Raw genomic sequence first — 14,203 nt, 5'->3', positions numbered from 1 at the left:
GTAACCAGTGCCGATGGCGAATCATTGATTAGAGATAGTGATTAATTAAGCGTCTGAATTTAGGCCGGTATCCTGACAAAAAATGGTTGACCAGCTGACCAGCATCGTGGCGTTCCTGAGCAGATAATCCAATATTCCAAGCAATCATCAGAAACGAAAGGAGACTTAGTAAGGACACCGCCGAGATGCGGTAAAGTCCAGGATCAAGCACCAAAAGCGGTAAGGCGGCAATAACTAAACAGATGATGGTCGTCAGCGTGCATCGGAAAGCTACATTGTATAGGAACGCATTGACAGGTAATTGAAACAATTGGTTTGAGAAATACAAAATATTGGCTGCCATTGCAACTGAATATAAAATGTATACGTAGTATAGTGCGTATGGCGGATAGCCGTTATCGAAAACAAGATAAGTTACGAGTAAAGGAAATATCGAGATGAATGCGCCTATCAACTGATATTTTTTAATATTCCCAACCGCAGATATCGCTGTCACCAATGTCAGAAAGATTTGTTCCACTAAATTTCTGACTAACAAAAGCTGGCAAAAAATGACAGTGAATTCCGGAACATCTTTCAACCATAATTTCAAAATGAAAGGCATTTCTATGATCATAGGAATGTAAAGAATTATCAGTAGATAATAAGAGATCTTGCTACCGAACATCACCGTCTTTATCATCGCATCTCTGTCACCGGAACCTTCACTTTTCGCAATCGTCGGGTTTAGGGCTCTCAACAGGATATGAGCGAATGTTCCTAACTGCCCACTAACTTGGGTGGCTACACCTTGTGCAGCGTTCGCTACCGTCCCGAAAAATATGTTTAGCAAAATACCCTGTCCGTAGAATGCCATCATGCCGGTTGAATACCCTAACAGCGACCAACCTGCAAAAACAGATAGCTCTTTCATCAATTTACTATCGAAGTGCTTTTTTATAGCCAGTTCGCATTCATCATAAGTCTTTCTGCAGTAATACACCCGTATAAATAACAAGAGTATCGAGAGAATTGCCATCAATGAGCCGTATAAAATCAACTTGTCCCCTTCTGCTTGGAAAATGGCAAAGGCGATTATGAGCTTCAGAGCCGATTCGAAAATGCCCAGTATTGCAAACAGAAACATGTTCTCTCGCGCGTTTATGACGGCATCGTAAGGGACAGAAATTACCGTGAACAGCGTACTTATGATCATAAACTGATAGATCGCCTGAGCTGCGTGTAGTCGGTCCGGAGGAATATTCAACACATAATTCAGGAAGAAATAACCAGATATCTCCAAAAAGAGAAGAAGACAAGATGCAATGATGAAATGAAGCAGGATGCTTACATTGAAAATCTTTTTAATCTTGGCAATGTCACCCTCGCCTTGTGCATAAGACATGAAGCGTTGTGTAGCTTCGGCCATACAAGCATTTAGAAATCCGAGCATTGCAATGAGCCCTCCGACGACATTGAAAAGCCCAAAATCCTCTGTACCCAGCGAACCCAAGATGAGTCTTGTCGAATAAAGAGAAATGAGTACCGTGACTGCCATTCGGACATACAAAATGGCAGTGTTCTTGGCTATTCTTTTTGCGGCTTGCATTAAAAAATTACAATTTAGAGGAGTAACGTCGAGGTGATTAACTGGTTGCTAAGTTATTGAATTACTATGCATTAACCAATTATTTTGTGTATTTTACTATAACGGTTTTCATCTTTTGATATTATTTTCATTTTTTTTGATTTACCACGATTCTCCTATTAAAGAGCTTATGCGACGGCAGTTATAACACGAATTAACAGCTCGGCCTGGCTTGAAAAAAAAAGAATTAGTTGCAACTGTATATAGAATTAATTTATTCGATATTATCTTGGTACATTGTAGTAAAAATTATACACTAACCATAGTATCTATAAATACAATTTAAAATTCACAATGGCAATTTCTCTGTTTAACGCTTGGGTGATAACCTTCGCCGGATTTTTCTATGACTCTAGTCAACCTATAACCATCCCTCCAAATGTAGGTAACCATTTTGTCGAGCAGTCTACGCTGGATGCTCGACAGTGGGGAGTAAAAGGGAATGGCCTAGATGATGATACTGATGCCATTCAGGCGCTTATTGATCAAGCCGAAGACACTGAAATCATTTTTGACGGTGGTGAATATCTTATTAATGGAACAATAATATTAAAATCAGGCTGTAAGGTTATTGGTAAAAATGGTGCAATTGTCAAAGCAGGACCAGCGATGACGGGGACCATGCTAAAATATGGCAGATTCTTCAGTCTTAACAATGTTGATAAATGTAGCATCACTGGGCTGAAATTTTTGTCAAGAAAGGCAGCTTTTCAGTTATCAGGCTGGTCGGACGCATGTATATATGTTTATAACAGCACCAATTCGATAATTGACAATAATAGCTTTGAATTTGATCAGCCATATGGAATTTCTGGTGCCGAAGCGGTTTGGGTTTCTGGGCCAAAATCAAAAAACACAGTCATAAAAAATAATATCGTAAGTGGACTAGGTATTAAGTATGCGGAGAACGGGGCAAGTTTTACTAGCGTGCAGGACAACAAGATCGTTAATGCACACTCCAACGCTCTAACGGCCAATGGCAATTCGGATGTAAGAATTACCGGCTGCCAAATTCTCAATAACTTGGTTGAAAATGCAGGTAGAATTGGAATTGAAGACTGGGGAGATGTAGATGGTACCTTGATTGAAGGAAATACAATTTCCGGAACAGGAAAGGATCCTGACCAGGCACATGAAGGATTTGGAATCTCCGCAGTGGGTATTAATACTACAATTAAGAACAATAAGATTTTTGATGCACGCATATATTATCTGGAAATTGGTGGAAACCATAACGTTGTAGCGGAGAATAATGAAATTTCGGATCCTTCCGGTGAGGGTACTGGCATTATGTTAAATTTCACCGACAAAGTTCCGTTACCACTCACTGAGGGTACTTCAAAGGTATCTGGTAGTTCAATTAGTAATTGCGATCGGGCAATCCAGATCTATGGTTCTTATAAGCCTGTCTGTTCTGTTGTTAATAATACTGTTAAAAATCCAAAATCGAGGGGTATAAGTATCGAAAGTGACGCTCCCTATTTTAATATAGAACTCCATGACAATCAATTTATAGTTGAGAATCAGACTAAGGTATTCAGATCAATCATCAATAACTACTGCAGTTTACCGGCCGGTTCGGTCGATCAAAGGCTTATAGTTCGAAGCAATAAGGTCTATTATGCTCCTTCTGCGAATAGTGGCTCTGGATTCGATCTTACTTTGCTCATTTTGGCGGATGGCGCACAAATTATAGACAATGAAATCATCGGAAACGATGTTAGATCGGGCGGATATCCTATTCATGCGATAGCCAGCAATGGGGGCACAGCAAACAATCTCACGATCGCTCGAAATAAGATTTCGGGTGCTTTGGTCGATTTGAAAGGCTATAAACATACGGTGCTGGACAATAATGAATTTAGTCAGGCTCGAAATTTCGAATAGTTTGTGAATTTAATTTATTCTAGAACCGGCTGGTGAAATTCCTGAACAGGGCATTATGTACGCGGCTTGGTTGTGATGAGCTATGATAGCTGTAACTTCTATCATATTCTGATCCATATCCATAACGCAGGCGCTGTATGCCATTGAAAACCATATGTACATTGACAAGCTGTTTTTGCCTGGTTAAATCGTTGATGTAGTGAAGCTCGCTCTGGTCAGTGTGCCCTTGACGTATCGTATAGAGCGTGAGGTCGGCCAGAGGTGAAAGTATCAGAGCGTCAGGAACCAAGTGGACCGGAGGACTGTCAATAATAATATCGTCAAATCTATTTCTTAGATCGTCGATAAAATCCTTCACAAGAGCGTTTTCCAAAAGATCAGATGGATTTGGAATAAAAGCTCCACTGCTGATAATTTGCAGATCAGATGAAAAATCGGTGGTTTGCAAGGTTTCAGACAAGTCAGCCTGTCCTGTTAGTAAATCCGTAACCCCTAAATGTCCATCAGGTAATCCAAATGCACGAGCAACTTTAGGTTTGCGTAAATCCAATTCAAGAAGTAGGGTTTTTCTGCCAATTGCCGCAAGGGAAATGGCCAGATTGCAGCTAATGAAGCTTTTCCCTTCACCGGGAGAACTTGAGGTCACTAAGGTAACCCGGCCGTTTTTCTTTCCGCCATAGTAGTACGAAAGCTTGGTTCGTAATGCTCTGAATTGCTCACTTGTTTCGTTGGAATCTGTTCTGCCCACCACAATTGGGTTAGATGAAGCACTTTGCGCAATTTCTGAGATGACAGGCGCGTCCAAAACCGACTTTAGATCCTGTAATTCAGTCACCTTAGTTGAAAAGCTGCTTCTAGCATGAACGAATGCACCAGGGACCACTAGACCCATTAAAACAGCTAATGCGTAAACGATTATTGCTCTGGCTTTCTGTACCGGTTCTGCATAGGCGCTGTCGATGATTTGGCTTTTGGACAGCGTTGAAGCATAGTTCATTGATACTTCCTCTTTCTTTTGCAAGAGGTATGTATAAAGGTTTTCCTTAATAGCTTGCTGCCTTTTGATGTTTACAAACTGTTGCTCCTGCACTGGGATTTTTTTGATTGAAGATTCATACTTAGAATTGTATGAAAGAAGTTTTTGCCTGGTATTGAATAGAGTCGCGCGAATGTTGCCAATGTTTTCTTTAATTAAATTCCGTGTTACTATTATCTGGCGATCAATAGGGATAAAGTCGGGATTAGTTTCAGGGGTGGTAGCCAGCAGCCTTTCTCTTTGCATTTGCAACTGGGACAATCGGTCTATCAGATTGTTCAACGCCGGATCTGTAATTCCAAGAGTGACGGGCATCTTTTCAGAACTGGACGCTGTATTCATATATTTTTGAACCCCGTCGACGATGCTCAGCTGGACGTTGACGTCGTTCAACTGTCTATCATTGGATTGCATGTTTTGAAGGCTCACTTTTGAATCTTCGCTCAGATCCGTCAGGCCTCTGCTGCTCTTAAAGCTGGATATTCCTAGTTCGGCATCCGTTAGCTCCCCATGCAGAGAAGCGATTCTCTGTTCTAAAAATAGCAATGTTGTGCTCAGTGATTTGCTCTGCTCGGAATTATTAGCCAATTGATAATTTGAAATCAAACGGTTTAAGATGTCTTTTCCACGCATTGGCACCACGTCGTCGATAGATAGCAGGATGCCTGTCGATAATTTGTTAAGTGGTTCCACCTGAATAACAGACTGATAGTGGTGAGTCAGAGCATCGTTGTTCAAAAGAGAAATCCGAATTTTCGATCCGGTGTATTCCTTAATTTTTTCGTTAGCAGTCAAAGTGTACTGGCTTTTTCCAATGTTGAAACGTTGGTCAAAATACAAGGTTTTAATGGATCCGTCTGTTCCTTCTAAATTGAACGATTTATCGTTGATGATATCAATAATAATGTGCTGCGCTTCGCCGTACGTTTTGTATGAGCCCAGGAGCTTGACCGGCCCTGAATTGTATAAATCCTGGTACTTTAAATGGTCTTTTTTAAAATAAGAAATAGTTAAGTTCAAATCCTTTATTACTTGACCAATCATTTGTTTGGATTTGAGAACTTCGATTTCATTCTCAATAATTTTTGGAGATCTAGTGAGGTCGATTTCATGCAGCGCTGACTGAGCGTTGGGAGCCTTCATGACATCCTGTATTAATAATGTGGCTTTGATCTGATGAATAGGTTGTTGGATCGAAAGGAAAAAGTATGCTGCGCCCAACGATAAAGCAATACATAGCAAGAAGAGCGGCCAACGATAAAGGCACATATTAATCAGGTTGCCGATATTGTTTGATTTTTTTTGCTCGGGAAATGAAATTCGGGCAAATTGAATTTGTGATGAGTCCATTTGGAAATATTACAATAAGATGGAAAGCAAAGTGGCGACGATTGATAGTACCGGCAAAATAAGGGCTGCTGTTCGATATCCCCTGTCAACGGCGGCATATTTTGTCCGATCAGGTTGGACATATATTTCGTCATTGTTTCGCAAATAATAATATGGTGATTCAAACAGCTTTTTTGAGGTGAGGTCAATCGGGATAAAATTTCTTTTGCCGTTTTGCTCTCGGATTAGAATGACGTTGTTTCTCATAGCTGTAATGTTTAAATCGCCCGCTAAACTAAGAGCCTGAGTAATTGTAGTTCGCTCATTAGTAAGCGTATACACGTCCGGACGCTGAACATCACCGAAAACGGAAATCTTGAAGTTAATGATGCGTACATTGGCAACAGGATCTTTATAGTATGTCAATAAGGTCTCATTTAGTTTATCTCTGAGTTGGAATGTCGTCAATCCTTGAACCTTCATCTTACCAATTAGCGGTAAGTAAATTACCCCCTCATCATCTACAAGGTAACCAGTAATAGGATTGACGGGTGAGATATCATAGTTATTTCCATTGACACGATTCAGGTTGTAATTAAAGATCGCTGCTGATTCCGGATTTCTGCTTGTTACATTTATTCCGAGGATGTCCGCAGGCTGGATTGTTAGGGGATTATAGTTCTTCACTTCTTGTTCAATTCGTTGCGTTTGATCGAGGTCTTTGAAGTAAGGGATACGTTTGTATGCTCCACAAGAACTTAAAGTAGAAATAATTACAAATAAAAATAAGATGTTTTTTGTGTTCATAAAGTTCTAAAAATCCTTAGATCATTAATTGAGTATTTGAAACTTAAAATTCAGACAGCCTCTTTCTGCATAAATACGGTCGAAGGAACCACGCCTTTCGATTTAATCTTTTCTTTGGCAATTAAGAAAACAAATACAAACCCGTAATAGATGTACCGTTTCCACATTCTTTTTGGTTCTTTCAAAAGCCTGATAAACCATTCCAATTTAAGATTGATCCAAAATTGACTTGGTCTTTCAATTGTTCCTGCATAGAAGTCAAATACCGCACCGATTGAGCAAACAACATTTGTATCAATCCTTTGCTTAATTACATTGGATAATTTTTCTTGTTTTGGAGCTGTCAACCCAATAAAAACAACAGATGGTTTGACATCATTGACAATATTTACAATCCTTTGAACATCCTGCTCATCGAATACAGCCTTGAACGGTGGAGAATAAAACGATGCTGTAATATTGGGGTATTCTTTTGTCAATCTATTCTTAATTTTATCGAGTGTACTTTCTGTCGACCCAATATATAGGCAGTTGCCATGTTCATTATTAATGCACTCCAATAAATGGTTGTGCATTTCAGCTCCGGCAACTTTTTCAATTCGCTGCCCTGTCAGATATTGGCACGCTAATGCTATCCCTTCACCATCAACCAGAAGAATGTCAGAGCCAATCAACGAATTTCTAAATAATACGTCTTTCTCAGCTAAGCAAAATGAATATTGATTGATTGTGTTTATAGTTACTTTACTTTGAGCGTCGATCGCCAATGATAAAGGATTTCGTGTCAATGAGTAATCCAAAAAATTGATATGATTCGCCATTGTATTTGTATATGTAAGGAGAGTGTTATTAAAAGAGTAATATTTTTTACACTAATCGTCGTTATGTATTGTGTTTATGTATGTCACGTATTGGTTGTTGCGAATTGGACGGGCGAATCCCATTTATTGATTTGTTAGCGGAGTTGATATCGGTAAAAATCCTTTGGGCTCTCTTGTCATTGAATTGTATTTGGCCTCATATCTTGGGTTTTCGTTGAATAAAATTAGTACACCGCGCTTGCCAAATATTATATTTGGGACATAGTACAGGTATTTTGGGGTGTTATTTGGGAATAATGAGGCGTGGCTATTGATGTAAGAATAGCTATTTGAGCAATATTGGTAGTTAGTTTTGATTGAGAAATAAAATAGTTGTCAGTGCGTAGTTTAACTTCTAGTTTAAATATAAAAACTATCTGGCAGGATCCTTAGAGATTAGCTTGGTCCATACTGTAAATTATACGGTAGTAGTTGGAATCTCAAAGTAGTTTTTGAAGTTAGGTTGCCGCACATGAGGGACCCGAGTTGGTGAGGAAGATTGGCTCATGTGTTCATCATCTCAACCCCTTTCTAACCCCATTCGGCCCCTCTTCGAATCTTGTTTTAAATGCGCGGCTGAAATGGGAGGGGTTTTCAAAGCCGCTTTCGAATGCGGCTTCGACGATGGTTTTGTGTTGGTTGCCGATCAGGTGCCTGGCGTGTTACAGTCGTCTTTTGGGCAGCCACTCGCCAGGTATACTTTTGACCATCAATCACATAAAAAGTAATTATGATGTGTCCAAAGATCCGCAAAAGGGGATTTCATCAGACGTGCTTCCATTGGGCAGTTGAAGGCGGTGATCAGTGATTTGCCGCAATTGAACTGCCTGTAATATTGCGCATGCTGCAACACGCGTTCAAGAAAATTGACCATATCTGTTATAAACTTGTTGAAAATCACTTAATTGTCTCACGTTGAGGACGTCTGCCTGTCAGTAGGAATTTACCCAGAAGGTGTGATAAAGACTTGATAGTTAGTAGAAACCTACTTTTGGCAAAGCTGGACATGCATTTCAGATACATGACATTTGTGAAAGAAAAAAACCTTTTTGTGGCGACCCGACAACCGGAATTTTGATATGACCTTTTTAGTCAGATAATTGAACTTGTGGGTCATAGGCATTTATGTGATAACCGCTAACATTGCACTGTGTTAAATGTTCAATATTTTCTTATCAAAAATGACAGGTTATGAATGCAAACAAAGCTTTATGGGAGAAGGGTGATTTTACCAAAATCGCCGAAACGATGCGGGAAAGCGGCTCAGCGCTCGTCGCTCAATTAGGAATTGCCCCAGGACTTGATGTTCTCGATCTAGGGTGTGGCGATGGCACGACCGCCCTTCCTGAGGCGCGGCTTGGCGCCAATGTGCTTGGCGTCGATATTGCAAGTAACCTCGTTGCTGCCGGACAGCGCCGGGTGAAGGCGGAGGGACTTTCCAACTGCACATTTCAGGAAGGCGACGCTACGGACCTGAACGAACTGGAAGATCAATCCTTTGATCTGGTAGTGAGTATTTTCGGGGTTATGTTCGCGCCAAAGCCATTTGATGTTGCCAAAGAGATGGTCAGGGTGACGCGGCCGGGCGGAAGGATCGTAATGGGTAACTGGATTCCCGGTGATCCGACTTTGGTAGCTCAAATTCTAAGGATCAGCTCGGCATACACGCCGGCGCCGCCCGATGGTTTCATTAGCCCGATGTTATGGGGTGTGGAAAACCATGTTACAGAACGGTTTGAAAAAGCCGGCGTGCCAAAGGAGAATATTACATTTCTCAAAGACACGTTTACATTTAATGCTCCCTACCCGCCGGCAGAGTTTGTGAATGCGTTTAAGAACTATTATGGGCCGACAATGAATGCTTTTGAGGCAGCTGATAAAAATGGAAAAGCGGCAGATTTACAGCGCGAACTGGAAGATTTGTTTAATAGTCAAAACAAAAGCTCCGATTCGAATGCAACCGTTCTGGATGCTACATTTTTAAGGGTGACCGTTATTTGCTAATGTGATGAAAATCGTAAGTTTTCTTCTCGTGCTGATTTCGATTTCCAGTTTTGGCCAAAAGGCGGCCGAAATGGAACGGATCATGAAAACGTATCATGACTATAAGATGTTCGACGGCAGCGTGCTGGTTGCTGAGAATGGAAAAGTGATCTACAAAAATGCGTTCGGCCTGGCCAACCGTGAATGGAATATTCCGAATACCACGGACACAAAATTCATGATCGGATCGGTCTCCAAGCCATTGACTTCCATGCTTATGCTTGTTCAGGTACAGAAAGGCCTCATTGATCTGGACAAAACCATTTCCGATTATTTACCCGGATTTTCCAGGAAAAATGGGAGCCGCATTACCATTAGGCAGCTTTTGAGCCATTCGTCCGGCATGCCGAATTATGATATCATCAAGGATTTCTTTCCCAGGATCAGCCGCCAGAATTTTACGCGAGATGAATACATGCGTCTGTATATGGATTCCACGCTGGTTTTTGAGCCGGGTACCAGTTATTATTACAGCAGCTGGGGCTATTTTACTTTGGGGTTTATCATGGAAAAAGTGACCGGCAAGTCCTATGCACAATTGATGAAGGAGGACATTCTCGACAAGCTGGATATGAAAAGTACCGGCTCGTATTTTCATACGCAAATTGTGCCCCAACGTGCCACAGGCTACGATTACAGTCTGGGTGGGTTCACCAGTTCCGATTTTCGTGACCAGTCCAACACCATGGGTACCGGGGATGTCTACTCAACGGTGGAAGATCTTTTTCGACTGCATACGGGCATTACCAACCATACGGTTCTTAATGAAAAGCTGACCAACGAAATGTTCACCCCCGGCATCCGGCCGTGGAGATACGGTTTTGGGTGGTTTAATCAAAATTTTAAATATACCCCGAGCGATAGCGTTTTTACCAACTATCACCTCGGCATGACCGACGGTTTTCTCTCGTTTTTGATCCGGGTACCTTCTACCAACAGTGTAGTGGTGATTCTTTGCAACAGTTCCCCGACCCATTTTTTTGGGATTATCACGAGTCTGATGAAAGCACTTTATAATAAAAAGGTTGTATTGAAAGAGCCCGTGCACAAAGCGATGGAAACGATGATCGCAAAAGAAGGTGCCGCTAAATCTTTGACAGAATACAAAAGGATGAAAAGCGATACGGCAAGATATTACATCGACTGGCTGGCCATGGACCATCTTGGCGGTCAGCTTGTTGCACTTAAAAGATATGAAGATGCCGGATTGCTGCTGGAACATAATGCAGCCGAATTTCCCGAAAAAGACCTTGTTCTTTTAAGCCTGGCAAACCTTTACGCCTTGATCGGGCGAAAGCAGGAAGCAAGGAATTATTATAAAAAGACCCTGTCGGTGAATGCAAAGAATGAAGAAGCAAGAAACAGGTTGAAAGAGCTCGATCAAAAAGACTGACTCTCATATTCCTTAAATTTGTTTAAAAAAGAATGGAAATTAAGGCGCATACCGTGGAGGCTACTCAGGTAGCCGAGGTGATTTCAGAAGATGTGGTGATTAAAACGCCGGAGGATGGTCTGGACTTGCTTGGCAATCTGTATTATCAGGGTTTTGATAGTATCATAATCAATGAGAAAAATGTGTCTCCCGATTTTTTTGATCTCAAAACGGGGATTGCCGGCGAAATTCTTCAGAAGTTTTCTAATTATCGGGTCGGTTTGGCGATCATCGGTGATTTTTCAAAGTATCCGGGTAAAAGTATTAGCGACTTTATTTTCGAAAGTAACAAAGGCAGGCACATTAATTTTGTAGGCAGCTTGCCAGAAGCATTGGCCCGGCTATCGAAAAGATAAAACGTGGTACCGGGAAAACGATCACCTTGCAAACGTCACATTGCCCCTGAATGTGCGGATCCTTTTTAGTATAAACCCTCTTTTTAATTCCAATGCGTGAAAAGCCGTGTCGTCCCATTTAAAATTCAGCGGGATCCATTGTCCGTCAACGGCTTCAGCTGCTTCCAGGGTAAACCACAACCCGGACCTTTTATGGTCTGCTTTGCTGATAGTTTTATCAATTCTTCCTTTCACCCGGGCTCCCGAACGCACTACTACGATGCCATTTACCGTAACGGGCGTGACGGCGTGCAACCAGAAAACCTGCCCGGCCATGTTGTCTTCCGAGGAAATGGTTTGGCTAAATTCGGCTGAAAAACTTTCTCCTTTCAATTCCAGGGTTGTTTTCACTGCTGGTTTTGCAGGCTCGGGCCGGGTGTATTCTTCCTCTTGTTTTTCTGCCGGTATTTCGGCTTTTGATGGGGTGGTTTTAACCGGTTGCGGGCTCACGTATCTTTTCTTGGTCACCGGGGGAACATACGTTTCTGCCGGAATTTCTTCAAGAGGCTTCACCACAGCTTCTTCCGCACTGAAGTTTTGGACCGGGTGAATGATCTCTTGCCGAGGCGTAGTATCATTTTTGATTTGAGGTTTAAGAATGGCCTGCTCAATGGCGGCCGAATCCATCGCTTTTTTCACCGGAGTTCCTGAAAATGACCAAACACTGATGATGCCCGTCGCCAGAAGTAATGCGCCGGCCAGAATGGCGCCTTCCAAAGTCATCGCATTCGTTTTTACCAGATTCCAGAAAGACTGCTTTTCTTGCGGTTGCCCGTGAGACGCCAGCCGGGTAGGGTTAGCCTGCGGTTTGTCAACGTGTCGGTCCGAGAATTGTGTCATCGGGATCGATTTTGGATTAATGGAAAGCATGGCGTCCACCGTGCCGGGAGCGACGATCGCTGCCAATGCACTGCGAAGTTCACCAGCACTCCGGTAGCGCTTTTCAGGGTTTTTCTGGAAAAGTCTTTCCAAGATGTCTTCCACCGATTTGGGTAAAACAGGTATGCGACTTTTAAGTGCGATTGGTTTTTTTGTTAAAATCTGACTGATGAGCGTAATGTCGGTGGAAGATTCAAAAGGCATTTTCCCCGACAATAATTCATACATCAGCACGCCAACGGCATACAAATCCGACTGCACCGAAGGGTTCGCGCCATTGAGCAATTCGGGTGCCATGTATTCGAGCGTACCTACCACGCGGTCGGCGCGGGTGAGGCGGGTGCTGCCTTCCAACCGGGCGATCCCGAAATCCATTAATTTGACTACGCCGTCAGGCGTCAGCATCAGGTTAGCGGCTTTGATGTCGCGGTGAAGAATGCCTTTTGAATGTGCATGAAGCAGCCCATCTAAGGTTTGCATGACGATTTTTAGAGCCGTATCCAGCGACAGTCTGCCGTGTTGTTTCAGGAATTTCTCGACGGTTATGCCGCTTACCAGTTCCATTACGATCAGGTTGTCATTCTGATGTTGGAAAAAGTTGTATAAAGTCGTCACATTCGGATGGTTCAGCTGGGCTGAAAGAATGGCTTCGTTTTGGAAACGGTCCATGAAAGTAGAGTCGCGAACCAGGTGATTATGAAGCATTTTTAGGGCAACGTGGCGTCTGAGTACGGTATCGGTCGCTTTATAGACAGTCCCCATTCCGCCTTCTCCAAGAAGTTCTTCCACACGGTAATTTTGAATTGTACGGCCAAGCATGGTGTTGTTGTTTTCGATGTGATAATGTCTCTATATGTGCGGGCCATTGCCGGTGTTGTCACCGGCAATCTCGCTATTCAGTCACCGGCAATCTCGCTATTCAGTCACCGGCAATCTCGCTATTCAGTCACCGGCAATCTCGCTATTCAGTCGCTGGCGATCTCGCTATTCAGTCGCCGGTGACAACACCGGCGACGGCGTGTTCCGTCGGCCGCAGGCTCTCGAACGTCTCTGGCGAAACCCGTTCAGCGAGCAGCACGGTGATGTTATCGTGGCCGCCGCGTTGTTTGGCAAGATCAATCAGTTGGTAGGCCGCCTCGTTGAGCACTGGAAAAAGCATCAGTTGGGCGATCTCGTCGTTGGTCAGGTAATCGTATAATCCGTCGCTGCAAATCAGCAGCCGGTCGTCATCTTCAAATGAATGCGGCAATGCCGTTACGTCGATCTCCACTTTTCCGTGAGTACCCATCGCGCGGGTCAGTACATTGCGCTCGGGATGTTTTTCAGCTTCTGATGGCGTGATAACACCTTGATCCACCAGGTTTTGTACATAGGTATGATCTTTCGACAACTGGAAAATCTGGCCTTTTTTTAGTAAGTAAGCGCGGCTGTCGCCCACATGTGCCAAAAAGAGTTTGGTATCGACAATGGCCAGTGCCGTGCAGGTTGTTCCCATTCCTTTCTGGTGCGCATTGCGCGTCGCCGACTGCCATATCGACCTGTTTGCTTTTGTAAAGGCCAAAAAGAGACTTTCTTCCGAAGTTTCATCCCGCTCGAAATACGTTTTTGCGATTGTTTCAACGGCCATTTGCGAAGCGACTTCGCCGGCAGCGTGGCCGCCCATTCCATCCGCTACGATAGCCAGAAACCCTTTATTATTCCTGATTTGCCGGGAAGAAGGGCGGATAAACCGGGCCGAATCTTCATTATTGGTCCGCACACAACCCAGGTCAGAAACGACCACCGCCCGCAGGTCAGCCTGTATTTCCGATGTCTGAGAGTCCGCAGCCGATGTTCTGTTAACTGGAATCTCAGTAGTTACCGGGGATTCATCCTGTTTGTCGGAAAGCCATTTTTTCCAAAACATAG

At 42.9% G+C, this 14,203-nt stretch carries 12 protein-coding genes; 5 read left to right on the top strand and 7 right to left on the bottom strand.

The features are described from left to right. Positions 1-28: 28 nt before the first annotated feature. Positions 29-1,588, bottom strand: coding sequence for a hypothetical protein (locus LZG72_RS19865; RefSeq protein ID WP_233876363.1), 1,560 nt, complete (start codon positions 1,586-1,588; stop codon positions 29-31). 333 nt (positions 1,589-1,921) lie between these two features. On the opposite strand from LZG72_RS19865, the gene LZG72_RS19860 reads away from it, so the two are divergent. Next, positions 1,922-3,514, top strand: a complete 1,593-nt coding sequence (locus LZG72_RS19860; protein WP_233876361.1) for a right-handed parallel beta-helix repeat-containing protein — start codon at positions 1,922-1,924, stop codon at positions 3,512-3,514. A 19-nt stretch (positions 3,515-3,533) separates the two neighbouring features. Here LZG72_RS19860 and LZG72_RS19855 read toward each other — a convergent pair whose 3' ends face one another. From LZG72_RS19855 to LZG72_RS29480, 4 genes are all read right to left on the bottom strand, one after another. Then, the gene (locus LZG72_RS19855; RefSeq protein ID WP_233876359.1) at positions 3,534-5,900 is read right to left on the bottom strand and encodes a polysaccharide biosynthesis tyrosine autokinase; all 2,367 of its coding nucleotides are present in this window, start codon (positions 5,898-5,900) and stop codon (positions 3,534-3,536) included. Between the two features lie 9 nt (positions 5,901-5,909). Further along, positions 5,910-6,686, bottom strand: coding sequence for a polysaccharide biosynthesis/export family protein (locus LZG72_RS19850; protein WP_233876357.1), 777 nt, complete (start codon positions 6,684-6,686; stop codon positions 5,910-5,912). A gap of 50 nt (positions 6,687-6,736) precedes the next feature. Continuing rightward, positions 6,737-7,507 carry a WecB/TagA/CpsF family glycosyltransferase gene (locus LZG72_RS19845; RefSeq protein WP_233876355.1) on the bottom strand — a complete coding sequence of 257 codons (771 nt, stop codon included), beginning with the start codon at positions 7,505-7,507 and terminating at the stop codon, positions 6,737-6,739. Between the two features lie 554 nt (positions 7,508-8,061). Then, positions 8,062-8,172: a helix-turn-helix domain-containing protein gene (locus LZG72_RS29480; RefSeq protein ID WP_409017725.1), complete on the bottom strand. Its 111-nt coding sequence runs from the start codon at positions 8,170-8,172 to the stop codon at positions 8,062-8,064. Here LZG72_RS29480 and LZG72_RS19840 point away from each other — a divergent pair. The 4 genes from LZG72_RS19840 (at position 8,128) to LZG72_RS19825 (ending at position 11,377) form a co-directional block, all read left to right on the top strand. Further along, positions 8,128-8,274 (top strand): hypothetical protein, encoded by a 147-nt coding sequence (locus LZG72_RS19840; protein WP_233876353.1) that lies wholly within the window; start codon positions 8,128-8,130, stop codon positions 8,272-8,274. The two genes, LZG72_RS29480 and LZG72_RS19840, sit on opposite strands and share 45 nt — an antisense overlap. Before the next feature lie 463 nt (positions 8,275-8,737). Next, positions 8,738-9,550 carry a class I SAM-dependent methyltransferase gene (locus LZG72_RS19835; protein ID WP_233876351.1) on the top strand — a complete coding sequence of 271 codons (813 nt, stop codon included), beginning with the start codon at positions 8,738-8,740 and terminating at the stop codon, positions 9,548-9,550. Positions 9,551-9,554: 4 nt separating this feature from the next. Beyond that, positions 9,555-10,982, top strand: coding sequence for a beta-lactamase family protein (locus LZG72_RS19830; protein WP_233876349.1), 1,428 nt, complete (start codon positions 9,555-9,557; stop codon positions 10,980-10,982). 32 nt (positions 10,983-11,014) lie between these two features. Next, positions 11,015-11,377, top strand: coding sequence for a DUF4180 domain-containing protein (locus tag LZG72_RS19825; RefSeq protein WP_233876347.1), 363 nt, complete (start codon positions 11,015-11,017; stop codon positions 11,375-11,377). A gap of 21 nt (positions 11,378-11,398) precedes the next feature. On the opposite strand, the gene LZG72_RS19820 is transcribed toward LZG72_RS19825, so the two are convergent. Continuing rightward, the gene (locus tag LZG72_RS19820) at positions 11,399-13,114 is read right to left on the bottom strand and encodes a serine/threonine-protein kinase (protein WP_233876345.1); all 1,716 of its coding nucleotides are present in this window, start codon (positions 13,112-13,114) and stop codon (positions 11,399-11,401) included. A gap of 169 nt (positions 13,115-13,283) precedes the next feature. After that, positions 13,284-14,201, bottom strand: a complete 918-nt coding sequence (locus LZG72_RS19815; protein WP_233876343.1) for a Stp1/IreP family PP2C-type Ser/Thr phosphatase — start codon at positions 14,199-14,201, stop codon at positions 13,284-13,286. Positions 14,202-14,203 lie beyond the last annotated feature (2 nt).

It is taken from the genome of Dyadobacter sp. CY323, from assembly GCF_021390245.1.
Classification (GTDB): Bacteria; Bacteroidota; Bacteroidia; order Cytophagales; family Spirosomataceae; genus Dyadobacter.
This window is presented reverse-complemented; position numbering and strand designations above follow the sequence as displayed.